Genomic DNA, 24,131 nt, shown 5'->3' with positions numbered 1-24,131 from the left:
TCACCCCGTCGGCGGACGTCGCCGCGGCGAACCCCCGTCTACTTCTTCGTCGAGGGTGAGACCGAGGAGGATTACGTCCGCCATCTGGGTGCTCTGACGACGGAGTTCCAGTTTTTCGTCCAGCTCCGGCACACCGATCGGGAACGCCTTGTGGACGAAGCAATCAACCTCCGTCGAAACGAGGTGAGGAAGGCCGCCGAACGCCGACAGTCTGCACTCGTGGCCCAGCTTGCGGTCCAGGTCGTGTCCGCTCTGGGACAACGGTCCTCGAGCATGGTGTCTGTTCGACTACGACGGCGACGGCCGAGTCGATGGTCTTTTCCGGCGAGCGGTCAAAGACGGGGTACGCATCGGGTTCTCCCATCCCTGTCTGGAACTGTGGTGGTTGTTGCACTTCCAAATCGTCACCGGCCGGCCTGATTCGGAGACCATCAAGAAAAAACTCCGCGGCCTGAGCTCGACGAATGCCTTCCATGGCCTGAGCAAGAACAAGCGGCTGACCCGCTCCCGCTGGGAAGCCTTGGAAGGACGATACGTAACAGCCCGGACCAACGCCGAGAAGTTGGTCTCGCAGTGTGAATGTCCATGTTCCCCACCACATCATGACGATGGTTGCGTACCGAGTAAACGCAACCCGTCCTGTAATCTGGCCGCCTTGGTCGACTCGTTGAAAATCACCTACTGAGAGTGGGACGATTCCGTGTTCATCGCGGTACGGACCTGGCGGAGGGTGGCCTCGGCGATGGCGTTGGCGCGCTCGTTGCCGTCGCGCAGGATCCGGCGGATGTGGCCGCGGTCTTCGGCGAGCTCGGCGCGGCGGCGCCGTACCGGTGCGAGGTATTCGTTGACCGCCTCGGTGACGAGGCCCTTCAGGGCGGCCGCTCCCCGGCCACCGATGTCCTGGGCGACCAGGTGCGGATCGCGGTCGAGACACAGCGCGGCCAGCAGGACCAGGCTGGAGACCTCGGGCCGAGTGTCGGGATCGTAGGTGATGTGCCGGCCCGCGTCGGTCTTGGCCCCGCGGATCAGCCTGGCCGTCTCGTCAGCGCTCGCAGCCAGGGCGATGGCGTTGCCCCTGCTCTTGCTCATCTTGGTGCCGTCGGTGCCCAGCAGCAGCGGAGCGGTCGACAGCAGTGCCTCGGGCTCGGGGAACAGCCGGCCGTACCGCCTGTTGAAGCGACGGGCGACCATGCGGGTGACCTCCAGGTGCGGCAACTGATCCTGGCCGACCGGAACCAGGTTCGCCTTGCAGAACAGGATGTCGGCGGCCTGGTGCACCGGATAGGTGAACATCAGTCCGCTGACGGAGGCCTGGCGGGACTGGGAGATCTCTTCCTTGACCGTGGGATTGCGGTTCAGCTCCGCCACCGATATCAAACTGAGGAACGGCACGAGCAACTGGTTCAGCGCGGGAACCGCACTGTGGGTGAAGATCGTCGATCGGTCCGGATCGATGCCGACCGCCAGATAGTCGAGCACCAGATCTGCCACGTGCTCGGTGAGCCGGTCGGCGACGTCGCGGTCGGTGAGGACCTGGTAGTCCGCGATGAGCACCATCATCTCCACCCCCAACTCCTGCAGCCGCACACGATTGTGAACGGTGCCGAAGTAGTGCCCGAGATGCAGCCGCCCCGTCGGACGGTCCCCGGTCAGCACGCGGAACCGCCCGGGGTTCGCGCGGACCGATTCCTCCAGTACGGCACTGCGGCGTTGGGCCGCGGGCACGCCGAGCGCATCCGCGGAAACCGTGGCATCGGCCGCGACGGTGGTGTCGAGATGAGTGGTCATCCGGCTCTCCTGTTCGTCAGGTGGTCCGCCGCTCAGACGACGGCCCCCTTGACAGGGGAGAACACAAAGGGCCGTCCATCCGAACGGCCCGATCATGTGCGTGTGCGAGGTGGCCGCTCCTACGAGGAGCGCCACCAGTTCAGGTGCAGGGCACGACGCATGTGATCAGCATAGCGTCAGCCCTGGAACGCGTACAGCACGGCGAGACCGACAAGGGAGAAGACGCAGCCGACGATGGCCGAAACGTCGGGCCGACCGGGCTCCTCCGAAAGTCGCCGTTCGTACGGATTCACAAGCGTCGGCTGACTTCCGCAGACCTCGGCCACACCCATCGTGCCCCTGAGCCGCACGTCGGACGCGGGCTCAGCCGGGTTCAGGGGCGCCGCTGGCGTGGGAGCCGCACACGGTCGTCCCGGCGGACCACCTGGTAGCCCGCCTCTTCCAGGTAGCCGATGGTGGTCGTCATGTCCCGGCGGATCGCCGCCCTCAGCTGCGTCTCGTGAAATCGGCGGCGGCCCGGCTCGATGGCTTCCTGCCAGCCGGGCTTGCCGGGCACGATGCCCTCGATGACGAGAAACTCGATGACGTCTTCCAGACACCAGCGGAACCGGCGGTGCCCTGAAGGGAAGTGAAGCCGGTGGAGGCCGCGGTCGAGGAGCTCGCCGCCCCACATCCTGAGCACCGGCGATTCGCCGTACACCTGGATGTGCGCCTCCGGATAGCCGTCGACCTTGTCACGCTCGTAGTCGAAATGACACAGGCAGCACTTCCCATCGGAATCCCCGTATATCGCCACAAAGGAGGACAGGACGGTGAAATACTCGCCTTCGGGGTCGTAGCAGAACCGGAACGACAGGTCCATCCAGACACGGACGGGACTCCCCTGCCGGGAGCGGAGAGGGAAGGGCTCGCCGGCGAACTCGGCCTTACTCAGTCCTCGCCCGACGATGACGACGTTGCGGGTTCTGGGCGAGGCGACGGCGGAAATCTTGACGTTGTCGCAGACGCTGGTGTTGAGGGTGTGCTGGACGTGCCGGCCGAACTTGTGGGCTTCCTGATAGATCTTCCGCGCATCAGTATTCGCGGACGAGGAGCCAGACCTTGCGGTGCCGGAGGGAGTCGAACCGGCGTTCTTTAGCCTGTCGAGCCAGCTCGTCATAGGTGACCCCGAGGTCCTCGAGCATCCGCCGCGTCGCGGCTTCGTACTCCTCGGCCGTCAACTCGATGACCTCCACATCGGGCTGCTCGTGTGCCACCCGCTGGAGTAGTGCCATGAGGATTTCCCTCCCGATGCTCGACAAGCCACCCGAATCCGCGTCTGACCGTCAAGATAACCCTCGACCTACGGCAGGAACCAGTCTCACTCACGGTTTTCTTTCGATCACTCTAGGTGTTTCCCGTGGCAGGCCAACCCTACGCCGAAGTCTTGCGAGTTGTTGGGTCACAAGTCGATTAAGTTGGAACCCCTCTGAGTCGGAACCCCTCGATCTCGGCGTTCCGGCCGGACACCGGGCTCAGCGGGGCACGGCCCGGTCCGTCATCGCGTCGTACCTCCTGAACGCGGTGACGGCGAAGCCCGTGACCAGGACGAGGACGGCGCAGACCAGTCCGCCGCCCGCCCAGGCCGGGACCAGGCCGAACGCGGTCGCGCTCGCACCGGCCCGCAGGTCGCCGAGGCGGGGTCCTCCCGCCACCACTACCATGAACGCCCCCTGCATGCGTCCGCGCAGCTCATCCGGGGCGTAGGTCTGCAGGATCGTCTGCCGCCACACGGCCGACACCAGGTCGGCCGCGCCGCCGATGGCCAGCAGGGTCACGATCAGCCACAGCGGGTCGGCGAACGCCGCGGCCGCCACCGTGACCCCCCAGAGCGCGATCACGAGCGTCAGCGCCACGCCCTGCCTGCGGACCCGGCCGACCCAGCCGGAGAACAGGCCCGCCACGACCGCACCGATCGGGATGGCGGCGGAGAGCCAGCCGAAGGCGACCGCGGACCCGGCGAACCTGTCCGCCGTCATCTCGGGGAACAGCGCCCTCGGCATCGCGAACGCCATGGCGATGACGTCCACGGCGAACGACATCAGCACGATCGGCTTGGTGGCGATGTAACTGAGTCCTTCGAAGACCGACCGCAGGCCGGGCCGGGAGATCTCACCGAGCGGGTCCAGTCGCGGCAGCCGTACGGCCGCGTAGAAGCCGGCGCTGAACAGGATCGCGTCGATCAGGTACGCCGTGGCGTACCCGCCCTGCGCGAGCACGACTCCCGCCAGCAGCGGCCCGAGCACCGAGCCGATGCTGCTCACCAGGAAGTTCAGCGTGTTGGCAGAGGCGACCAGCTCGGGCGGGACGAGACGCGGAATGATCGCGCCGCGGGTCGCCGATGATATCGAGAATCCGATCGCCTGCACGGCCACGACCGCGAGGATGACGTAACCGCTTCCCCTCCCGGACCAGGCGTGGAACAGCAGGGCGAACGTGGCGAGCCAGGCCACGGCCGACCCGACGAGCAGCAGCCGGCGGCGATCGACCGCGTCGGCGACGGCCCCGCCCCACAGCCCGAAGACGACAAGGGGGACGAGGCTGACCGGACCGATCAGGCCCACCCACAGCGACGACCCGGTGATCTCGAACATCTGGCCGCTGACCGCGACCGCGGTCAACTGGAAACCGATGAACGACACGCCCTGCCCCAGCAGCAGCCGCCGGTACGCCGGAACACCGAGCGGTCGGGTGTCGAGAGCGAGCCGTTTCAGGCCTGTTCTGACCCCGGCCATGCCACCTCCCCGTGTTCGGGCGGCAACATTACCTGCCCTATACGGGGGACTTGGCCGGAGGTGTCCATAATCCGTGGGCCGCCCGAGCGGCGAGGGGGTGAGGCGCGGCATCGTGATCAGCAGGCCCGCCATGGCGGACATCGCGCCGCCGGCCGGCAGCGCCCCACCCGATCAGGGCTCAGATGCCGAGTCCCATGGTTCTGATCACCTGGGTGATCAGAACCACGATGAAGGCCACTCCGGCGGCTCCGGCGACCAGTCGCAGGAGCATGCGGACGAGCAGCGCCGTCACCCGCGTGGCCAGCCGCAACGACACGGCGAGGATGCCGAGGAAGAGGGCGAGGGCGAAAGAGAGGACGAGTTGCACCGCCGCGGCGCTGGGGACCTCGGCCGGCGCGGCGAGCAGGATGTGCGTCATTACAGTTGCCATGGGGATTCCCGATGTGTCTGCGTGATTGGGACCTTTCCGTCTGCCGTTACCGAGCGGCTCCCTGGACGGGGAGCGGGTCGAACGCGATCTGTTCGCGACCGCTGATCGATCCGGGAGCCGGGCGGCGGTCCCCTCATCCGAGCCCCAGGCATCGGCCGCCCCCTTCCATGAACTTCAGGAAAACAGTGAAGTTCTGTGGCACTTCAAAAGAACCTACTGAATCAGAGGGTTCCCGCTGCCAGACGCCCTTATTCCCCTTCTTAAGGGCGGGTCTTGGCGCTAGAGTATGACGCCATCACCTGCGTGATCACGCATCGGTCGGGCTGACCTGCCACTTTATTCGATCGCATCTGAACGTGCTTAGATGTTTACTGGTTTTCTGAACTTCAGATGAAGGTGAAGGAGCGTCGATGGACACGAGGGAGAACCCTCAGCGGATCCTCGCACGACGCTTGCGGTCTCTGCGCCACGGCCACTGGTCCGGGGTGCGGCTCACCCAGGAGATGCTCGGCAGGGCGCTGGGAGGCCTCAGTGTGCCGCTCATCTCCTCCTGGGAGTCCGAGCGTAAACCGCACATCCCCCCGGTCTCGCGGCTGGAGGCGTACGCCACGTTCTTCGCGACCGAGCGTTCGATACGCGGCGGGGAACCACGTCTGCTCGACATCCACGAGCTGACCTCCGACGAGCTCAGGAGGCGCGACGACCTGCGGCGCGAGCTGCTGAAGCTCCGCGCGGCCGCGCTCCGCGGCGCCGACCCCGGCGAGGACGCCCCGGCGCCCGTCTCCGCCGTCGGCGGGCCGTGGCACTTCCCGGACGGGAAGCCCATCACGCTCGTCTGTGCCGAGCTACCGGCCGACACCGTGGCCGGTCTGCCGTACAACGACCCGGACGATCCCGGTTTCGCCGAGCTCTACTCCTATGCCGACCTGGACGCGCTGCTGGAACTGCACGGGCACATCCGCGCGGCGAATCCCGGCAGCAGGGTGACCTATCAGGCCGCGCAGCGGCTCACCGCCGACGACTACACGTCGCATCTCGTGCTGCTCGGCGGGGTCGACTGGAACGAGGTCACCGACGACGTGCTGCACCGGCTCGACCTGCCGGTGCAGCAGGTGGGCGACTGGGACGGAGACAAGGGGCCCTATTTCGAGGTCAACGACGACCGGCGGGAGCGGCACTACCCCCTGCTGTCCGGCCGGAGTCTCATCGAGGACGTCGCGCTCTTCTCCCGCGGTCCCAACCCCTTCAACCGCAAGCGCACGATCTCCATCTGCAACGGCATGCACTCCCGTGGGACGTACGGCGTGGTCAGGGCGCTGACCGACGAGAGGTTCCGCGACAGGAACGCCGAATACCTGGCCAACCGCTTCTCCGGCGAGGAGTCCTACGCCCTTCTCACCCGGGTCGCCGTGGTGAACGGTGTGGTGCTGACGCCGGACTGGACGAAAGAGGAGTCACGGCTGCACGAGTGGCCGCCGGTTCGCCATGACCGCCATCGAGAGTGATGATCACCATGCCTCGCATCGGCACCTGCTGTGGCATCTGGACGCGCCGGTCAGCGCGGCGCGGATCGACGCGATCGTGGTGCCCACCGCCCGTCCGGCCCCCTATCTGCGGCACGCCGTGTCGCTGGCCCGGGATCTGGCCTGCCCGCTGCTCACACTGTGCAGCGGCCGCTGGTCGAGCGCGGCGGAGACGGTGCGCTGCGCCCTTCCCGGAGACGAGATCATCGCCGTCGACTTCCCCGGCGCGCACGCGCTCAGGCTGCCGAGGTTCGGTACGACCCAGGTGCCGCCGCGGTGGCTGCGCCGCAAAACGGACACCGCGGCCAAGCGGAACTTCGCCCTGGCCCTGGCCAGGATCATCGGCTGGGAGCGGATCGTCTTCCTCGACGACGACATCACGGTCGGCGCGCCGGACGACCTGCGCAGGGCCGCCGGGCTGCTGGGCCAGTACGACACCGTAGGCCTGTCCGTGGGCGGGTTTCCCGACAACTCGGTCGTGTGTCACGCCTACCGTGCGGTCGGCGGACCCCAGGAGTCGTTCGTCGGCGGAGGCGCGCTGGCCGTACGGATCTCCGCGGCCGGCTCCTTCTTTCCCGACATCTACAACGAGGACTGGTTCTATCTGCTGGAGGAGAAAGGGCTGCGCCGGCTGGCCGTCACCGGAAAGGTGATCCAGCATCCGTACGATCCGTACCGCACTCCCGATCGCGCGAGGTCGGAGGAGTTCGGCGATGTCCTGGCCGAGGGCATCTTCTGGCTGCTGGACGAGGGGAAGACGCTCGACCACACGGCGGATCCACGGCATTGGGAGCTGTTCCTGGCCAGGCGCCGCCGCTTCATCGACCACGTGCTCGGGCTGATCCCCGGGCTGGACGAGAAGGCCGACGAGAAACGGCGCATGGCGGAGGCACTGCGGGCGGCCAAGGGCCGGCTGGCGCTCATCGAGCCCGGGCTTTGCGTGGCCTATCTCGAGGCCTGGCGGGAGGACACCCGTGTCTGGCGTCGCTATCTGAACAGGCTGCCGCAGCTCGATGACGTCGAGAAAGCCCTCTCGGAGCTGGCGCGTGGGCCGGTCACCGTGATGGGCCCGCACTCCTGATCCGGCGGGAGCGCCCTGGTTTCGAACCGGTCTCCACCGGGAAGCAGACCTCTTCGATCGTCAGTGTGCCGGGGTCGGGTATCAGGTGGTTGCATGGGCGCTTATGCTTTGCCAGAACGGGAGTGCCTGGCTTTCACCAACGTGAGTGACACCCCGGGTAGGTGAGGGTGTCCTCTCCCCGCCCCGGATCTACTTTGGACCGGCCTTGCGTCGGCTACGCGCCGGCACCGCGCTTTGGGGATGTGTTCCGTGGAGGGTGGCAGGCGGTTCAAGTGGGTGGAGGTGACGATATTTCGCGCTCGGCTCCCATCGCCATACCGTCCGGCGATGCGGCGGGCCCGTCCCACGGTAGTGGCCTCGCCGTGATGATCCAATCTCTCCTCGACGCCGTCCCCGGCGAGATCGTCTGGTCCACTCCGATCAGGAACGCGGCCGGCGAGATCGTCGACTTCGTGACCCTGGCGGCAGGATCGGAGGCCCGGGACCTCCACGGCCGGATCGGCAAGGAACTGATCGGCGTCAGGATGCTCGACGCCTACCCGTCCGTCCGTGGAAGCTCCCTCTGGGAGGGCGCGCTGCGCGTGATGGAGACCGGTGATCCGGTGGAGCTCGATCGATACGAGCACGAGGAGAGCGTCGAGGGCGTCCCGCGCCTCATGATCTTCAGGGTACGGCTGGCGCGGGTCGGGGACGGCCTGCTGATCTCCTGGGTCCGCCAGGACGACGAGGAGCGCCTCGACACCAGACTGGCGCACACCGAACGTCTGGGGAATCTCGGCTGGACCCGCTGGAGCATCGGCGACGGCGACGTCGAATGGTCTGACCAGCTCTACGTCATCCACCGGTTGAACCCGGCCGACGGCCCGCTCGACCTGGAGCGATACCGCGCGATCGTCCATCCGGACGATGTGTCGGTCTTCGACGGCGCCCTGCGGGTGTTGGAGGAGGAGGACGGGCCGCACGAGTTCGAGTTCCGGGTCCGTGTCGGCGGCAATCCGCGCCTGATAGTGGCCAGGGCAGAGGCGAGTCGTGACTCCAGCGGCCGGTTGGTCGAGGTCCACGCGGTGCTTCAGGACATCACGGACTGGCGGCGTACCGCCGACCAACTCGCCGCCGTCAGCCAGCGGCTGGAGGAGGAGTCGCAGCTCACGGCACGGCTGCAGAACATCATCCTGCCCGTGCAGGACGAGCCGTTCACCGTGCCGGGCCTGCGGGTCGCCGCGCGGTACGACCCGGCCGAGACGGCTCCGCTGGGGGGCGACTGGTTCCAGGCGATCCGCGTGGACGACGACGAGGCGCTGCTCGCCGTCGGCGACATCGCCGGGCACGGCCTCCCCGCCGCCTCGGCCATGGCCAAGCTCCGTCACGCGATAACCGGGCTGGCCTTCGCGCACCACGAGCCGGACCAGATCCTCGTGGCGCTGAACCGGTTACTGCGCCGGATGCGCCCGGACGTGCTGGCCACGGCCGTCGTCGCCCACTACCGGAGCACCGACCGCGTGCTGACCTGGTGCCACGCCGGGCATCCCCCGATGCTGCTGGTCCGGGGGGACACGGTGGAACGGCTCCACCACCCCGGCGTACTGCTCGGCGTCTTCGACGACGTCGAGTACAGCTGTGCGAGCATCCGGCTCGATCCGGACGATCTCCTGTTGATGTTCACCGACGGCCTCATCGAACGTCCCGGTCGCGACCTCTTCGAGGGGTTGGACGCCCTGAGCGCCACCATCACCGAGGTAGTGCGGGCGGCACCGCGCGACCGGCTGTCCACGATCATGGACGGCCTGGTGCCCAGCAACACCAGCGACGACACCTGCATTCTGGTCGCCCGCGTTACGCCGAACACCCTGGAAGTGTCTTGATGCCTGACCCGCACATCTCGACCGCCAAGACGAAGTTCGCCGCAGAGCGTGACGGCGACATCGGAGTGCTGACGCTCGAGGGCACGATCGACTACACCACGCACAAACTCGTCGCCGAATTCTTCGACGAGGCGTTCGCCGAGTACGGCCCGAACCTCGTCGTCGATCTGCTGGACGTCGACTTCCTCGATTCCCGGGCGACCGGGCTGCTCATCGCCTGCTGGAAACGGGCGGTGGACGAGGGCGGCCGGCTGTCGCTGGTCGCCCTCGAACGAGGGGCCACCCGGGTCCTGTGGATAGCCGGCCTGACGGCGCACATCCCGGTCTTCGCCACGATGGAGGAGTCGCTCGCGGCCGCCAGGGGCACCGACCGCTGAGGGACGGCCCGCGTACGGCACAGCCCGCACCGATGGGGCCGCCGAGGTAGTCGCGAGCCCTCACGGGTAGTCCTCCCAGAAAGCCGTCTGGGGGGAATGTCATGAAACGTGTCGTTTTCGGCGCGGCGACCCTGCTGGCCACCGGAGCGGCGGTGGCACGATGGCTCGCCTCACGAGGCCGCGCACCGGCCGCGGTCAGAGACCCGAGAGAGTCACTGCGCTGGCTGGGGGTCACGATCAACCTTCCCCGTGAGGAGGTCATGCCGGACGGCGCGCCGCCGCAACCGCTGGCCCGCCTCGACGCCGAGGTCCGGGCGGAGCGGGCCCCCGGAGATCGGGGCACCGAACTCTACGCACGGCCGCGCCGTGCCGTACCGACCGGCCCCATGGCCGTCCTGGCGCGGCTGCGCGGTACGGATCCGCGGCAGGAGGTGCGCAAGGCGCTCCGCGACGCGAAGTCCATTCTGGAGACCGGGGAGGTGCTCCGGCCCGAGCCGGAATCCGTACGCGTCCACGGCAGGGCCTCGGCCGTCCGGAAGGCGAAGACCACACCGACCGCGCCGAAGGCACGCACGGAGAGCGTCGCTCAGCCCGTGCGGGCCGAGCAGACCGGTGAGCGCCGTCAGCCCGGCCTGCGCGACCGGGTTCTCACGCTGGCCGCCCGGCGAGCCCCCGGGGAGGGACGACTGTGAAGGCACTGTGCTGGCAGGGCGTCGACGAACTCACGGTCGAGCAGGTGCCCGACCCCGGGATCATGAACGCCCAGGACGCGATCGTCAAGGTCATCGCGAGCACCACGTGCGGCTCCGACCTGCACCTGCTCGGCGGCTACATCCCGATGATGAAGTCGGGAGACGTCATCGGCCACGAGTTCATCGGCGAGGTGGTCGAGGTCGGCTCCGAGGTGCGCCGACGCAGGCCGGGAGAGCGCGTCGTGGTCTGCTCGATCATCGGCTGCGGGCGGTGCTGGCCGTGCCGCCACGACATGTGGTCGCTGTGCGAGAACAGCAACCCCACGGCGGGCATCACCGATCTTCTCTGGGGCGGCTCGACCGCCGGGATATACGGCTACTCCCACGCCATGGGCGGCTTCCGGGGCAGCCACGCCGAGTACATCCGGGTTCCCTTCGCCGACCACAACGCGTTCCCGGTGCCCGACGACGTCGACGACATGGACGCGCTTTTCGCGTCCGACGCCGTACCCACCGGCTGGATGGGCGCCGACCTCGGCGGGGTGCGGCCCGGCGACGTGGTGGCGGTCTGGGGCTGCGGCGGGGTCGGCCAGATGGCCGCGCGTGCCGCCGTACTGCTCGGCGCCGAGCGGGTCATCGCGATCGACCGCTACCCGGAGCGATTGCGCATGGTGGAACGGCAGGCCGGCTGCGAGGCGATCGACTACACGGCGACCGACGTCGACGCCGAACTGCGTGAGCGCACCGGCGGCCGGGGACCGGACGTCTGCATCGAGGCCGTCGGCCTGGAGGCGGACAGCGCCGGGCCCATGCGGGTGTACGACGAGGTCAAGCAGCAGCTCCACCTGGAGCAGGACCGTCCTATCGCGGTGCGGGAGGCCATCCACGCCTGCCGCAAGGGCGGGACCGTCTTCGTGCTGGGGGTCTTCACCGGCTTCGTCGACAAGTTTCCGCTCGGTGCGTTGATGAACAAGGGGCTGACGTTGCGCGGGGCGCAGCAGCACGGGCAGCGGTACATCCCCATGCTGCTCGACCGGATCTCCAGGGGCGAGCTCCGGCCCGCACAGCTGGCGACGCACACGATGACGCTGGACGACGGGCCCAGGGGCTACGACATGTTCAAGCACAAGAAGGACGGGTGCGTCCGGGTGGTTTTCCGCCCCTGAGCCGCCCCGGTCACGCGTCCGGCCACCCCGCTCTGTGAGCGGGGTGGCCGGTCAACCGATCGAACGGACGGCTGGGGCGGCCAGCCGTTCCGCCTCTTCATGCAGTGCCTCGATCAGGAGGAGCTCCAGCCGGAATTCCTCGTCCACGAGGCCGTCAAGGACGTCCATCCGGGCCTCCCTGTTTCCAAGACGCCCGGCGCCGGGAAACGGTTCACCGCTACGCGAAACGGGCCATGGTGTGCAGAACGGGCGCGGGCGGGTGGCACGATCCGGGCCACGGGGGAACGACGAAAGAGCGAGGACCGCACGCGAAAGCCCGCGGCAAGCGGGCTTCGCGGTGGACCGGGGCTTCCTCCCGGCGCAGTGACCGACTCTGTGGTCGTCGGCGCTGCGCTAGGACATCTTGCCCTTGATCTCGTCGGTGGCCTTGTCGGCCTTCTCGCGGGTCTCCTGAGCCTTGTCCCCGACCCACTTGCCGGCGTCCGCTGCGGTGTCCCGCATGCTCTCCCGGGTGTCCCGCACGCCCTCGCGCATGTTGTCACTCCAGCGCTGGGCGTTGTTGCGGTACATCATCACGCCGACCGCACCGATCGCCGCACCCGTGCACAGCGCCGCGATCGGCCAGCGACGCCGGGTCTTCCTGGCCGCCGACACGTCGATCCGCCTGGCCAGTTCGGCGAGGAATGCGCTCACGATGGGGGCGATCTGCTCCTCCACCGACTGGGCCGCCTGGTCGAGCTTCGGCGCCGCCCACAGACGGGCGTCCTCGATGCGGTTCACCGCCAGGTCACGCGCGCTGCCCGCCATCGGGGTCATCCGGACGCCGGCCTTCCTGGCCCGGCTCCTCATCCGGCCCAGCCACGACTGCGGAACCATCATCTCGGCGCGCCGCCCTTTCCTCATTGTCAGGGACACGATCCACCTCCCCTATAGATGGGCCCCGTGACGACCCCTTCCCGCAGGGTCGTGCCTCAATCAGGACCGGCCCTCGGAGGCATGCTGGATACCCTGTTGACCGGACAACTAACGCCAAGACATAAGGGGGCGGCCCTCGTGGCTGACAACCTCATCGCGAATCTCCGTACCAATCACGGCACGATCCGGGTCCAGCTCTTCCCGAACAAGGCGCCGAAGACCGTGCGCAACTTCGTCGAACTCTCCGAGGGCACCCGGGAGTGGACGCACCCGGAGACCGGGGCCAAGACCAAGGACAAGCTGTACGACGGGACGATCTTCCACCGGGTCATCAACGGCTTCATGATCCAGGGCGGCGACCCGCTCGGGCAGGGCACCGGGGGCCCGGGCTACAGCTTCGACGACGAGATCCACCCCGAGAACCAGTTCAACCGCCCCTACCTGCTCGCCATGGCCAACGCGGGCAAGCGGTTCGGCAAGGGCACCAACGGCTCGCAGTTCTTCATCACCGTGTCCAAGACGCCGCACCTCAACCAGGGTCACACGATCTTCGGTGAGGTGATCGAGGGCACCGAGGTCGTCGACGCGATCGCCAAGACCCCGACCGGCAGGAACGACCGCCCGGTCAACGACGTCGTCCTCGAAGAGGTCACCATCGAACGCTCCTGAGCGCGCCTCGCCCCGGTCCGCCCGCGTCCCGTCCTCACGTGCCGCGTACGGACCTCGTCCCGCGCCTGAGAACGAGCCGGGCGGCCGGGGCGTCGCTATAGGCTGGCGGGCAGTGGACCCGCGTCTACTCCCGGAAGGACCAGATGAGCGCTCCGCCGCCGAGCCCGCCGCCCCCACCGCCGAACATCCCGCCCCCCGGGGCCGAGGCCGTACCGACCTGCTACCGGCACCCCGACCGCGAGACCTACGTCCGCTGCCAGCGCTGTGAGCGGCCGATCTGTCCCGACTGCATGCGCGAGGCGGCGGTCGGCCATCAGTGCGTCGAGTGCGTCCGTGAGGGCAACCGCGACGTACGGCGCACGCGGGCGGTCTTCGGCGGCGCCGCCGTCGTCACGCCCCGGGTGACCTGGGCGCTGCTCGCCGTCAACGTGCTGGCCTACGGCGCCGAGGTCCTCGCCCGGGACGAGGTTCTCGCGCGCTTCCAGATGTGGTCGCCCGGCGTCTACTACGGTCAGTGGTGGCGCTTGATCACGAGCGCGTTCCTGCACGCGCCGCCGCCGTCGTTCTGGCACATCCTGTTCAACATGTGGGCCCTCTTCGTGATCGGCCCGGAGTTGGAGCGGCGGCTCGGCTCGGTGCGTTTCGGCGTGCTCTACCTGCTGTCCGCCCTGGGCGGGTCGGTCGCCGTCTACCTGTTCGGCATAGCGGCGGTCGGGGCCTCCGGCGCGATCTACGGCCTGTTCGGCGCGCTGTTCGTCGTGGCCCGCAGGCTCGGCTACGACGCGCGCGGCGTCCTGTGGCTGATCGGCATCAACGTCGTGATCACCTTCGTCGTGCCCGGCATCAGCTGGCAGGGCCACCTCGGCGGCCTGGTCATCGGCACGTTGCTCGCAGCCGCCTTCGCCTACGCGCCGGCGCGGAACCGGACCGCCGTCCAGTTCGGATCGGCGGCCGCCGTACTGTTCGTCCTGATCCTGATCGTCGCCTCGCTGCCACCGTACGCGGTCCTGTCCGTCACCGGCTGAAATCAGCCCTGCCCACAGGCTGTGGATAAAGGCTGTGGAAAGTTTTCATCCGGTGCCGGGCAAAATCAGCGCCACTTGGTGGACAGCACCACACCGACGATGATGAGGCCGAACCCGACCAGCAGGTTCCAGTTCTGCAGCGTCACGATGCCCGGCAGGTCGGGTGCGATGTAGTAGACCGCGATCCACGCGACGCCCACGATCCAGCAGGTGACCATGAGTGGGGCGAGCCATCGGGGGCTCACCTTGACCGTCTGCGCCTTCTGCGGCGGGGTGTAGACGGCCTTCTTCCGAGTCTTCGACTTGGGCACGGGACTATCTCCTGGTCGGCACCCGCGCGGACGTGCGGGCTCTGGGTAACAGCGTAGTCGCTCTTGCGATGAAGTCCCGAGCAAGGATAGTCGGCGCGGTCACGCGGCGGCGATCCCCTGTTTCCGATTCGCGTAGCCTGAAAGCCATAATCCGTCCTTTGTCGCGGTGGGATATGACAGCGGTTCGTGTGCTCGTCGTGGACAACCACGACAGCTTCGTCCACACGATCGTGCAGTATCTGCGGGAGCTGGGCGCCGACTGCGACGTCCGGCCCCGCGATCACGTCACGGTCGACGACGCGACGGGATTCGGCGGCGTCCTCGTCTCCCCCGGTCCCGGCACTCCCGAGGCGTCGGGGGTGAGCCTCTCGCTCGTACGGCACTGCGCCGGAAGCGGCCTGCCCCTGCTCGGCGTCTGCCTGGGCCATCAGGCGATCGCGGTCGCCTACGGCGCGACGGTCAGCCGGGCGCCCGAGCTCATGCACGGTCGGACCAGCCCGATCACCCATGACGGTCGGGGCGTCTTCCGATCCATCCCGTCACCGGTCACCATGACCCGCTATCACTCGCTCGCGGTCGTCCCCGGCACCGTGCCGGACGTCCTCGAGGTCAGCGCCACCACGCCGGACGGCGTCATCATGGGCCTGCGGCACCGTACGGCGCCCATCGAGGGGGTCCAGTTCCACCCCGAGTCCATCGTGTCCGAGCACGGCCACCGTCTTCTCGGCAACTGGCTCGCCCAGATCGTGTAACGCCCGGCACCCCTGAGACGACAACCGAATGAGGGCTTCCGCCATTGCCCCCGAGTGGCGGAAGCCCTCTCTTGTCATCGGTCCAGCCGGCGGTAACGGCGGGCCGACAGGGGCAGGAAGATCAGCGTGATCAGCACGGGCCAGCAGATCGCCAGCGTGAGCGCGTGTTCCGCGGCCCAGGAGCCACCGCCCCAGCCGGGGTTGCCGAACAGTTCTCGGCACGCGGCGACCGTGGCCGACAGCGGATTCCACTCGGCGATCGCCCCCATCCAGCCGGGCATGAGATCCGGCGAGACGAAAGTGTTGGCGAGCATCGTGAGCGGCAGCAGCACGATCCAGGCGCCGCTCGCCGACTCCGGGCTGAGCATCAACCCGACATAGATGCCCACCCAGATCAGCGAGAAGCGCAGGAGCAGCAGCAGGCCGACGGCCGCCAGTGCGGCGCCGATCCCGCGATGCCAACTCCAGCCCACCACCAGGCCGCAGCCCAGCAGAACGGCCAGTTCCAGCACCGAGCCGACCAGGTCGGCGAAGGAACGCCCGAGCACCACCCCCGACTGCGAGATCGGCATCGAGCGATATCGGTCGGTGACGCCGCGTGTGGCCTGCGTGGCGACGACGATCATGGTGGTCATCACGCCCACCGCCATCGTCTGGCCGAACATGCCGGGCATCAGGAACTCCCGGTAGTCGCCACCCCCTGAAACGTTCATCGCGCTGCCGAACACGTAGCCGAACAGCAGCACCATCACCATCGGATAGAACAGCAGGTTGAGGATCGCGGTGGGGTTGCGCACGAGGTGGATGAGGTAACTCCGCGCGATCACCCATCCGTCGGCCAGCGTCCAGCGGAGCCGTTCGATCCGGGTCCGGGGCATGGCCGGGCTGATCAGAGTCGTCATGCCGCCGTGCGCTCCTTCGTGAGGTTCAGGAACACCTCGTCCAGCGTCGGGCGACGCAGCGCGACGTCCTCCACCGCGATGTCAAGCCGGCTCAGCTCCCGCATGACCTCGGTCAGCGCGGCGATCCGGTCGCGCACCGGGGCGATCAGGCGGCGGGTGTCCGCGTCGACGGCGGGTTCCGCACCCGTGACCCGGAGCAGGACGCCCGCCGCCTCCGTCAGGTCGCCGGCCTCGTGCACGACCAGATCTATCTGGTCACCGCCGATCTGCGACTTGAGCCGCTCGGGGGTGTCGTCGGCGACGACCCGGCCCGCGTCGATCACCGCGATCCGATGCGCGAGGTGATCGGCCTCGGACAGATACTGCGTGGTCATCACCACCGTGCCGCCGTCCGCCACCAGCGTGCGGACCGACTGCCACACCTCGGTACGGCTGCGCGGGTCCAGCCCGGTCGTGGGTTCATCGAGGAACAGCACCCGCGGGGCCAGGATGAACGCGATCGCGAGGTCGAGGCGGCGGCGCATTCCGCCGGAGTAGTGCCTGACCCGCTTGCCCGCCGCCTCCGTCAGCCCGAACCGGTCGAGCAGTTCGCCGGCCCGGCGGCGGGCGGCCGCCGCGCCCAGATGGTGGAGCCTGGCCCACATCTCCAGGTTCTCCCTGCCGGTGAGGATCTCGTCGACCGTCGGCTGCTGGCCGGTCAGGCCGATGTGGTGGCGGACCTGGGCCGACTGCGTCGCCACGTCGAACCCGGCGACCGTGGCCCGGCCCGCGTCGGCCCGCACGAGCGTGGTCAGGATGCGGACGACCGTCGTCTTGCCCGCGCCGTTCGGCCCGAGCAGGCCGTACACCATGCCCTCGGGCACCGCCAGGTCGAGTCCGTCGAGTGCCCAGGTGTCGCCGTAGCGCTTACGCAGCCCCTCGGCCACAACCGAAAAGGAAGTCATGCCCTCCATAATGGGACATGAACGTCCCATACTCAACCGCCAATGTCCCATACAGATGCGCTGATAGCCTTCCGCTGATGAGCACAACCCCCGAAACCGGGACCCGCAGCCGTACGCGACGTGCCATTCTCAGTGCCGCCGCCTCGGTCCTCGCCCGCAACCGTGCCGCCACCCTGGCCGACATCGCGGAGGCCGCCCAGGTCGGCCGCAGCACCCTGCATCGGTATTTCCCGGACCGGCGGGACCTCTTCAACGCGACGGTCACCGACTCGTTCCAGGCGGTCGAGCGCTCGGTGGCCGAGGCGGCGATCGACCACGGCCCTCCGCTGGAGGCCCTGCGCAGGCTGATCGCGGCCATGGTCGACGTCGGCGACCGGCTCGCGTTCCTGTTCGGCGACGCACGGGTGCTGGAGGAGTACACCGACTGCTTCGAACCGGACCTGTCGGTGCCGACCACCATCGACCTCATCAAGCGGGGTCAGGCGCAGGGTGTGTTCGATTCGCAGGTGAGCGCGGAGTGGATCCAGGAGATGCTGTGGGCGCTCACCTACACCGGGTGGGAGGCCGCGGAGAAGGGGCTGCTGCCCCGGCACGGCGTCACCGCCGCCGTGATCCGCATGTTCGAGAACGGGATCGTCGTACGGCGAGAGCCGTGACCGGCGGCGTTACGCCGCTGCCGGTCACGGCTCCCGTGACACTCGTCCTGCCGCCCAACGGGCCCGGTCAGTTGCCGAACGGGTTGTCGCCGTCCGGGAGCTCGATGCCACCGTCGTCGCCGCCGGGGTCGCCCATGTCGCCGCCCGGGTCGCCGCCGTTGCCCGGGTCATCGGTCGGGAACCAGTCGCTCGGCTGATCGTTCGGCGTCTGCTGCTGCTCCGGTCCGGTGGAGACGGTCAGCGTGATCGTGGTGCCCGGCTGGACCTTGCTGCCCGGCGTCGGGCTCTGGTCGATCACGTTGCCCTTCGCGACCTCGTTGCTCGCCCGCTCCACGGTCTTGACCTTGAATCCGGCCCCTTCGAGCTGGCTCTTCGCGTCGTCGGCGGTCAGGCCGAGCACGCTCGGGACCTCCTGCATCGCCTTGGGCACGTAGAGGCGGACCGCCGAGCCCTTGGAGACCTCCTTGCCGGCCTTGGGGTTGGTGTCGTAGACCACGTTCTCCGGCTTACCGGGGGCGACCTTCGACACGATGCTGACCTTGAGGCCCATGTTCTCCAGTTGCGCCCTGGCCTCGTCGGGTGACAGACCGACGAGCCCGTCGGGGATGGTGACGGTCTCCTCACCCTTGGACAGGACGACGGTGACCGTGCTCTTCGGGTCGACCTCGTCGCCGGGGGGCGGATCGGTGCTGACCACCGAGTTCTTGGGCACGTCGCTGTTGAACTCGGGCTCGCCGTACGCGACCTGGAGGTCCGCCGCCTTGATCGCCTTCTCGGCCGCCTCCTTCGTCAGGTTGAGGACCTCCGGCACCTTGACCTTGTCGGCCGCGGAGGAACCCCCCGAGCTGAGCAGGGCGTAGCCCGCGCCGATGAAGCCGCCGATGACGAGCAGCGGGATCAGGATCCAGGCGGCGGTCTTCAGCGCCGTGTTGCCCTTCCGCCCGCCGCTGCGCCGCCGCCCGTCGTAGCGGCCGTTGCCCCGCTCCTCGTCGCCGTACTCGTAGGCGGGGATGGCCCGGGTGCCCTGGGCAGGCGGGCCCCCGGCGGAGGTCATCGTCTGCGTCCGGTCGGCCGGCCCGCCGTACGAGTTGAAGTTGTTGGCCATGGCCATCGTCTGCGGGTCGACCGGCATGCCGGACATCACCCGCTGGATGTCCGCCCGCATCTCGGCCGCGCTCTGGTAGCGCTGGAGCGGGTCCTTGGCCATGGCCTTGAGCACGATCGCGTCGGCCCACCTGGGGATCTCGGGGTCGATCCGCGACGGCGGGATCGGGTCCTCCCGGACATGCTGGTAGGCGATCGCGACGGGAGAGTCACCGGTGAACGGCGGCTGGCCGGTGAGCAGCTCGTACAGCACGCAGCCGGTCGAGTAGATGTCGCTGCGCGCGTCGACGCGCTCACCACGCGCCTGCTCGGGCGACAGGTACTGCGCCGTACCGATCACCTGGGCGGTCTGCGTCATCGTCGCCGCGGAGTCGGCCATGGCCCGGGCGATGCCGAAGTCCATGACTTTGACCTCACCGTTCACGGTGAGCATGATGTTGGCGGGTTTGATGTCCCGGTGGACGATGCCACCGCGATGGCTGTAGTCGAGCGCCCGCAGGATGCCGTCGGTCAACTCCATCGCCCGCTCCGGCAGCAGCCGCCGGTCCGACCGCAGCAGGTCGCGCAGCGTCCGCCCGTCCACGAACTCCATCACGATGTACGGCACCGGCGTGCCGTCCATCATGTCCTCGCCGGTGTCGTAGACCGCGATGATCGAGGGATGGTTCAGCGAGGCCGCCGACTGGGCCTCTCGGCGGAAACGTGCCTGGAAGGTGTGATCCCGGGCGAGATCCGAGCGAAGCGTCTTAATCGCGACAATTCGGTCCAGCCGGATGTCCCGGGCTCGATACACCTCGGCCATGCCGCCACGTCCGACGACGCCGTCGAGTTCGTAGCGTCCGCCGAGCAGTCGTGGCTGAGTCATTTCCTGCACTGTCCCTTGCCGTTCATCTTGGGGTGCCGCCGGTGTCCATCATCGGCCCTTATTCTCACGTGCCCACCTCATCCGGAGGTCCCGTGTCGGTCGGGCTGACCGAGGGGGCCGGAGACTCACTGGGCGCGGGGGTCGGGGTGGGCGTCGGAGAAGGGGTAGGGGACGAAGACGGAGCCGGCGAGGGCTGCTGGGTGGGTGGTGCCGACGTGCTTACGGTAGCTGACGGAACGGCGCTCGGCTCGGCCGACGCCACCGGAGTAACCGGATGGGTCGTCTTCGGTGTCGTCGGACGGGTGGCCGGAATGGTCGCCCGTGCCGAGGGCGAGAACGAGGGCGAGGGCGCGACCGGGGACCGGCTCGGCGTTCCCACCGGCACCGTCGGCGTCTCGGACCCGGTCGTGCTGAGCGCCAGCACTCCGCCCACCGCAACGGCCGCCGCACAGCCCGCCGCGGCCCCGATCGCCGTCACCCGGCGGCGACGTCCGGCCCCGTTCCGCACCGCTCGCCCCGCCGCCGGGCGCGTACGACCGGCCATGGACGCCGTGTGCGGGGCCGTCGGCGCCATCTCGGCCGGCCTGCCCGGCATGACCGGTGTCGGGGCCGTCGCCGTACGGACGCCCCGCATGGGGAAGCCGTCCGGGTCGGTCAGCGTGTGGAGGGCGGTGACCGTACCCGCCGGCGCCTCACGCAGGGCCGCCACGCGGTTCATCAGGTCTGGACCGCTGGCGGGCCGCAGGCCGGGCTGCTTGGCCAGCATGTCGAGGACGAGCGCGCGCACCGGGTGCGGCACGGCGGCGGGCAGCGGCGGCGGCGGTTCGTTGATGTGCTTGATCGCGAGTGCGACCTGGGTCTCGGCGGCGAACGGGGGGCGTCCCGCCAGGCACTCGTAGGCGACGACGCCCAGCGAGTAGATGTCGGAGGCCGGCGTGAGCGAGCTGCCCGACGCCTGCTCGGGGCTGACGTACTGCGCCGTGCCGAGCACGATCCCGGTCCGGGTCAGCGGCGCCGCCTCCAGGGCGCGGGCGATGCCGAAGTCGGTGATCTTCACCTGCCCGTCCTCGGTGACGAGCAGGTTCCCCGGCTTGATGTCGCGGTGGATGACCCCGGCCCGGTGCGCCGCGTAAAGCCCCCTGGCGGTCTGCTCGACCACGTCGAGCGCGACCTGCGGGTCGAGCGCCCCGTGCCTGGCCAGGATCGCCGACAGCGGCTCACCTATCACCAGCTCCATGACGAGGTAGGCGTCGCCGTTCGACTCGCCGTAGTCGAAGACCTGGGCGATGCCGGGGTCGGCCAGCCCCGCCGTGATCCGCGCCTCGGCGCGGAACCTGTCGCGAAACGACGGGTCGGCCGCGACATGGCTGCGCAGCAGCTTCACCGCGACCTCACGGCCCAGCAACTCGTCGACGGCCCGCCAGACCTCTCCCATCCCCCCGGCGGCGATCGGAGAGGTCAGGCGGTAACGTCCGCTGAGCATCGAGTCCGCTGAGGTCACCGGCCGAGCACCGCCTGCATGACGTCACGCGCGATGGGCGCCGCGATCACACCGCCGGTGGCGTCGTTCCCCGCGCTGCCGGCCTCGATGAAGACCGCCACGGCGACCTGCGGGTCCTCGTCGGCGTCGAACGCGATGAACCAGGCGTGGGAGGGCTTGTTCTTCTCGGTCTCCGCCGTGCCCGTCTTGCCCGCGATGGTGACGCCGGGAACCTGGGCCCTGTTTCCGGTGCCGCTCTGGACCACGTTGATCATCATCTTGGTCAGCTCGGCGGCGACCTCGGGGCTGACGGCCTCGCTCAGCTCCTTGGGCCGGGTGACGTCGATCTCGCTGCCGTCCGGTCCGAGGATCTTGTTCACCAGGTACGGCTTCATGACCGTGCCCCCGTTGGCGATGCCGGCGGCCACCATGGCCATCTGCAGCGGCGTCATCTGGTTGCTGCGCTGGCCGATCGAGGTCATGGCCAGCGCGGCCTTGTCCTCCTCAGGGCCGATGTCGCTCGGCTGCACCATCAGCGGGATCTCCAGGGGCTTGCCGATGCCGAACCTCTCGGCCTGCTCCTTCATCTTGTCGTAGCCGAGATCCATGCCCATCTGGGCGAAGGGCGTGTTGCACGAGATCGTCAGCGCCGCGAGCAGCGTCGCGCGTCCGCCGCAGGACTCGCCGTGGTAGTTGCGCAGCTGGAGATTGGTCCCCGGCAGCGGCAGCGCGTCCGGCGCGTCGAGCATCGTGTTCTCGTCCCGGGAGCTGTCGTCCTCCAGGTAGGCGGCGGCCGTGATGGCCTTGAAGGTGGAGCCGGGCGCGTAGGTCAGATCGATGGCCCGGTTGAGCAGCGGCTTGTCCTTGTCCTTGTCCAGCTTCCGGTAGGCGTCGTTGACCTTCGACTTGTCCGCCAGGGCGAGCGGGTTCGGGTCGTAGGACGGCACGGAGACCATGGTGAGGATCGCCCCGGTCTGCGGGTTCAGCGCCACGACGGCGCCCCGTTTGCCGGTGCCCGCCAGATCCTTGTAGGCGATCTTCTGTGCCTCGGCGTTCAGGGTCAGGTCGACGCTGGCGCCCTTGGCCGGTTTGCCGCTGATCATGTCGACGGCGCGGCGTACGACCATGTCCGGGTGACTGCCGTCGAGATAGCGGCCCTCGGCGCCCTCGATGCCGGACGAGCTCTCCGGCGCGAAGAACCCGACGACGTGCGCGAACGCCTTTCCTTCCGGATACTCCCTGGCGAACCGGAAATCCTTGCTCCCGGTGTCGACGGTCTTGGCCAGCGTGACCTTCCCGTCGTTCGCGGTGATCCACCCGCGGTCGACGTTGTAGCGGGCCAAGAAGGCCCGGACGTTGCGCGGATCCTTCCGCAACCCCTCGGCCTTCACCGCGCCCAGGTAGGTCACGTTGGCCATGAGCAGGCCGAACATGAGCAGGCAGGCCACCGCGATCCGCTTGAGCGTGCCGTTCATCGCTGCATCACCTGGGTGAGTCCCTCGTCCTGGATCGCCTGCGGTGGGGGGCGTCTGGCCGCGTCGGACATCCGTACCAGCAACGCGATCAGTATCCAGTTGGCCAGCAGCGCCGACCCGCCGGCCGACATGAACGGCGTCACCAGGCCGGTCAGCGGGATCAGCCGCGTCACACCGCCGACGATGATGAACAGCTGCCAGGCCAGGATGAACGACAGCCCGCCCGCCAGCAGCTTGGAGAACGGGTCACGGGAGGCCAGGGCCGTACGCAGCCCTCGCTCGACGATCAGCGCGTACACCATGAGCAGGGCCATCAGACCGGTGAGGCCCAGCTCCTCCCCCGTGGCCGCGAAGATGAAGTCCGAGAAGGAGAACGGGATCCGGCGCGGATGCCCCATGCCGAGCCCGGTGCCGAGGATGCCACCGGAGCCCATGGCGAACAGGCCCTCCATGAGCTGGTAGCTGACCCCGTCGAAGTAGAGGTCGTTCGACTCGGCGTCCAGCCAGCCGCGGAAGCGGACCTGGACGTGGCTGAAGACCTGCCCGGCCAGGAGGGCGCCGCCGACGAAGAGCAGGATCCCGATGAGCACCCACGAGGTGCGCTGGGTCGCGATGTAGAGCATCGCGATGAACGTGCCGAACAGCAGCAGCGACGTCCCGAGGTCCTTCTCCAGGATGAGGACGACGATGCTCACCGCCCAGGTGATGAGCACTGGGCCGAGGTCGCGGGCGCGCGGGAGGTCGATGAACAGCAGCCGGCGCCCGGCCAGGGCCAGCACGTCTCGCTTGGCGACGAGGTAGCCGGCGAAGAAGACCACGAGGGCGAGCTTGGCGAACTCACCTGGCTGGATGGAGAAGCCGCCGATGTGGATCCAGATGCGGGAGCCGTTGATCTCCGTGCCGAGGAGCGGCAGCACCGGCAGCACGAGCAGCACGAGGCCGGCGAAGCCGGCGGTGTACGTGAAGCGCTGAAGGATGCGATGGTCCTTCAGCACGATCACGGTCGCGGCGAACATCACGACGCCGAGCGCCGTCCACATGAGCTGGTTGGTGGCGTTCGCCCCGTCCTGACCGGTCTGCTCGATCCGGTAGATCATGACCAGCCCGAGGCCGTTGACCAGCGTCACGAGGGGAAGCAGAAGGGGGTCGGCCCACGGCGCGAACTTCGCGAGCACCAGGTAGGCGGCGAGCATCAGCCCGCCGAGGCCGAGGCCGTACGTGAGCATGCCCGACGGGATCTCGCCGTCGAGTCCGAGACCGACGCTCGCGTAGGCGCCCATCACGATGAGTACGGCGAAGGCGAGCATCCCGAGCTGGGCGCCGCGCCGTTTCGCGGTCAT

The 24,131-nt window shown here is 68.7% G+C and carries 26 protein-coding genes; 11 read left to right on the top strand and 15 right to left on the bottom strand.

Annotated features, from left to right (window positions below; all coding sequences use genetic code 11):
- Window positions 1-261, bottom strand: coding sequence for a hypothetical protein (locus AP234_RS37595; RefSeq protein WP_055480933.1), 261 nt, complete (start codon window positions 259-261; stop codon window positions 1-3).
- Between AP234_RS37595 and AP234_RS39585 the strand changes: the two genes are divergently transcribed.
- Window positions 230-685 (top strand): RloB domain-containing protein, encoded by a 456-nt coding sequence (locus AP234_RS39585; RefSeq protein WP_160330466.1) that lies wholly within the window; start codon window positions 230-232, stop codon window positions 683-685. The two genes, AP234_RS37595 and AP234_RS39585, sit on opposite strands and share 32 nt — an antisense overlap.
- On the opposite strand, the gene trpS is transcribed toward AP234_RS39585, so the two are convergent.
- The 6 genes from trpS to AP234_RS18550 form a co-directional block, all read right to left on the bottom strand.
- A complete protein-coding gene (gene trpS, locus AP234_RS18570; protein WP_055480932.1) occupies window positions 679-1,788 on the bottom strand; it encodes a tryptophan--tRNA ligase in 1,110 nt (369 codons plus the stop codon). The genes AP234_RS39585 and trpS overlap by 7 nt on opposite strands.
- 176 nt (window positions 1,789-1,964) lie before the next feature.
- On the bottom strand, window positions 1,965-2,120 hold the full coding sequence (locus tag AP234_RS37320; protein WP_160330465.1) for a hypothetical protein: 156 nt from the start codon (window positions 2,118-2,120) through the stop codon (window positions 1,965-1,967).
- 41 nt (window positions 2,121-2,161) lie between these two features.
- Complete coding sequence (locus AP234_RS18565; protein ID WP_055480931.1) at window positions 2,162-2,650, bottom strand: hypothetical protein; 489 nt, start codon at window positions 2,648-2,650, stop codon at window positions 2,162-2,164.
- Between the two features lie 211 nt (window positions 2,651-2,861).
- A complete protein-coding gene (locus tag AP234_RS18560) occupies window positions 2,862-3,062 on the bottom strand; it encodes a hypothetical protein (protein ID WP_055480930.1) in 201 nt (66 codons plus the stop codon).
- Between the two features lie 240 nt (window positions 3,063-3,302).
- Complete coding sequence (locus AP234_RS18555) at window positions 3,303-4,562, bottom strand: MFS transporter (protein WP_055480929.1); 1,260 nt, start codon at window positions 4,560-4,562, stop codon at window positions 3,303-3,305.
- Between the two features lie 178 nt (window positions 4,563-4,740).
- The gene (locus AP234_RS18550; protein WP_152990489.1) at window positions 4,741-4,992 is read right to left on the bottom strand and encodes a hypothetical protein; all 252 of its coding nucleotides are present in this window, start codon (window positions 4,990-4,992) and stop codon (window positions 4,741-4,743) included.
- Window positions 4,993-5,402: 410 nt separating this feature from the next.
- On the opposite strand from AP234_RS18550, the gene AP234_RS18545 reads away from it, so the two are divergent.
- The 6 genes from AP234_RS18545 to AP234_RS18520 all read left to right on the top strand — a co-directional run bounded on the left by AP234_RS18545 (window position 5,403) and on the right by AP234_RS18520 (window position 11,693).
- The gene (locus tag AP234_RS18545; protein WP_055480927.1) at window positions 5,403-6,497 is read left to right on the top strand and encodes a helix-turn-helix domain-containing protein; all 1,095 of its coding nucleotides are present in this window, start codon (window positions 5,403-5,405) and stop codon (window positions 6,495-6,497) included.
- Window positions 6,478-7,596, top strand: a complete 1,119-nt coding sequence (locus AP234_RS18540; protein ID WP_055480926.1) for a hypothetical protein — start codon at window positions 6,478-6,480, stop codon at window positions 7,594-7,596. Before AP234_RS18545 ends, AP234_RS18540 begins: the two co-directional genes overlap by 20 nt.
- Window positions 7,597-7,961: 365 nt before the next feature.
- Window positions 7,962-9,458, top strand: coding sequence for a PP2C family protein-serine/threonine phosphatase (locus AP234_RS18535; RefSeq protein ID WP_152990488.1), 1,497 nt, complete (start codon window positions 7,962-7,964; stop codon window positions 9,456-9,458).
- Window positions 9,458-9,835, top strand: a complete 378-nt coding sequence (locus AP234_RS18530) for an STAS domain-containing protein (RefSeq protein WP_055480924.1) — start codon at window positions 9,458-9,460, stop codon at window positions 9,833-9,835. The genes AP234_RS18535 and AP234_RS18530 overlap by 1 nt, the downstream gene beginning before the upstream one ends.
- A gap of 101 nt (window positions 9,836-9,936) precedes the next feature.
- On the top strand, window positions 9,937-10,527 hold the full coding sequence (locus AP234_RS18525) for a hypothetical protein (RefSeq protein ID WP_055480923.1): 591 nt from the start codon (window positions 9,937-9,939) through the stop codon (window positions 10,525-10,527).
- Complete coding sequence (locus AP234_RS18520) at window positions 10,524-11,693, top strand: zinc-dependent alcohol dehydrogenase (protein WP_055480922.1); 1,170 nt, start codon at window positions 10,524-10,526, stop codon at window positions 11,691-11,693. Before AP234_RS18525 ends, AP234_RS18520 begins: the two co-directional genes overlap by 4 nt.
- Window positions 11,694-12,086: 393 nt before the next feature.
- On the opposite strand, the gene AP234_RS18515 is transcribed toward AP234_RS18520, so the two are convergent.
- Window positions 12,087-12,608 (bottom strand): YtxH domain-containing protein, encoded by a 522-nt coding sequence (locus AP234_RS18515; protein WP_152990487.1) that lies wholly within the window; start codon window positions 12,606-12,608, stop codon window positions 12,087-12,089.
- Between the two features lie 138 nt (window positions 12,609-12,746).
- Here AP234_RS18515 and AP234_RS18510 point away from each other — a divergent pair, with 138 nt between their 5' ends.
- Together AP234_RS18510 and AP234_RS18505 are read left to right on the top strand one after the other, a co-directional pair.
- Window positions 12,747-13,277 carry a peptidylprolyl isomerase gene (locus AP234_RS18510; RefSeq protein WP_055480920.1) on the top strand — a complete coding sequence of 177 codons (531 nt, stop codon included), beginning with the start codon at window positions 12,747-12,749 and terminating at the stop codon, window positions 13,275-13,277.
- 143 nt (window positions 13,278-13,420) lie between these two features.
- On the top strand, window positions 13,421-14,302 hold the full coding sequence (locus AP234_RS18505) for a rhomboid family intramembrane serine protease (protein WP_055480919.1): 882 nt from the start codon (window positions 13,421-13,423) through the stop codon (window positions 14,300-14,302).
- A gap of 65 nt (window positions 14,303-14,367) precedes the next feature.
- Here AP234_RS18505 and AP234_RS18500 read toward each other — a convergent pair whose 3' ends face one another.
- Window positions 14,368-14,613, bottom strand: coding sequence for a cell division protein CrgA (locus AP234_RS18500; protein WP_055480918.1), 246 nt, complete (start codon window positions 14,611-14,613; stop codon window positions 14,368-14,370).
- A gap of 173 nt (window positions 14,614-14,786) precedes the next feature.
- Between AP234_RS18500 and AP234_RS18495 the strand changes: the two genes are divergently transcribed.
- The gene (locus tag AP234_RS18495) at window positions 14,787-15,365 is read left to right on the top strand and encodes a glutamine amidotransferase-related protein (RefSeq protein ID WP_055480917.1); all 579 of its coding nucleotides are present in this window, start codon (window positions 14,787-14,789) and stop codon (window positions 15,363-15,365) included.
- Window positions 15,366-15,439: 74 nt separating this feature from the next.
- Here AP234_RS18495 and AP234_RS18490 read toward each other — a convergent pair whose 3' ends face one another.
- Both AP234_RS18490 and AP234_RS18485 read right to left on the bottom strand, forming a co-directional pair.
- The gene (locus AP234_RS18490; RefSeq protein ID WP_055480916.1) at window positions 15,440-16,267 is read right to left on the bottom strand and encodes an ABC transporter permease; all 828 of its coding nucleotides are present in this window, start codon (window positions 16,265-16,267) and stop codon (window positions 15,440-15,442) included.
- The gene (locus tag AP234_RS18485) at window positions 16,264-17,211 is read right to left on the bottom strand and encodes an ATP-binding cassette domain-containing protein (protein WP_055480915.1); all 948 of its coding nucleotides are present in this window, start codon (window positions 17,209-17,211) and stop codon (window positions 16,264-16,266) included. Before AP234_RS18485 ends, AP234_RS18490 begins: the two co-directional genes overlap by 4 nt.
- Window positions 17,212-17,288: 77 nt before the next feature.
- Here AP234_RS18485 and AP234_RS18480 point away from each other — a divergent pair, with 77 nt between their 5' ends.
- Entirely contained in the window at window positions 17,289-17,867 is a 579-nt protein-coding gene (locus AP234_RS18480; RefSeq protein WP_200926583.1) for a TetR/AcrR family transcriptional regulator, read from the top strand.
- Between the two features lie 67 nt (window positions 17,868-17,934).
- On the opposite strand, the gene pknB is transcribed toward AP234_RS18480, so the two are convergent.
- The 4 genes from pknB to AP234_RS18460 all read right to left on the bottom strand — a co-directional run bounded on the left by pknB (window position 17,935) and on the right by AP234_RS18460 (window position 24,131).
- Window positions 17,935-19,836, bottom strand: coding sequence for a Stk1 family PASTA domain-containing Ser/Thr kinase (gene pknB / locus AP234_RS18475; RefSeq protein ID WP_055480914.1), 1,902 nt, complete (start codon window positions 19,834-19,836; stop codon window positions 17,935-17,937).
- Between the two features lie 64 nt (window positions 19,837-19,900).
- Window positions 19,901-21,337 carry a protein kinase domain-containing protein gene (locus AP234_RS18470; protein WP_431998784.1) on the bottom strand — a complete coding sequence of 479 codons (1,437 nt, stop codon included), beginning with the start codon at window positions 21,335-21,337 and terminating at the stop codon, window positions 19,901-19,903.
- Window positions 21,334-22,791 carry a peptidoglycan D,D-transpeptidase FtsI family protein gene (locus AP234_RS18465; RefSeq protein ID WP_055480913.1) on the bottom strand — a complete coding sequence of 486 codons (1,458 nt, stop codon included), beginning with the start codon at window positions 22,789-22,791 and terminating at the stop codon, window positions 21,334-21,336. Before AP234_RS18465 ends, AP234_RS18470 begins: the two co-directional genes overlap by 4 nt.
- The gene (locus tag AP234_RS18460; protein ID WP_055480912.1) at window positions 22,788-24,131 is read right to left on the bottom strand and encodes an FtsW/RodA/SpoVE family cell cycle protein; all 1,344 of its coding nucleotides are present in this window, start codon (window positions 24,129-24,131) and stop codon (window positions 22,788-22,790) included. The genes AP234_RS18465 and AP234_RS18460 overlap by 4 nt, the downstream gene beginning before the upstream one ends.

The sequence above is a fragment of the Sphaerimonospora mesophila genome, from assembly GCF_001417795.1.
GTDB classification, from domain to species: Bacteria; Actinomycetota; Actinomycetes; order Streptosporangiales; family Streptosporangiaceae; genus Sphaerimonospora; species Sphaerimonospora mesophila.
This window is presented reverse-complemented; position numbering and strand designations above follow the sequence as displayed.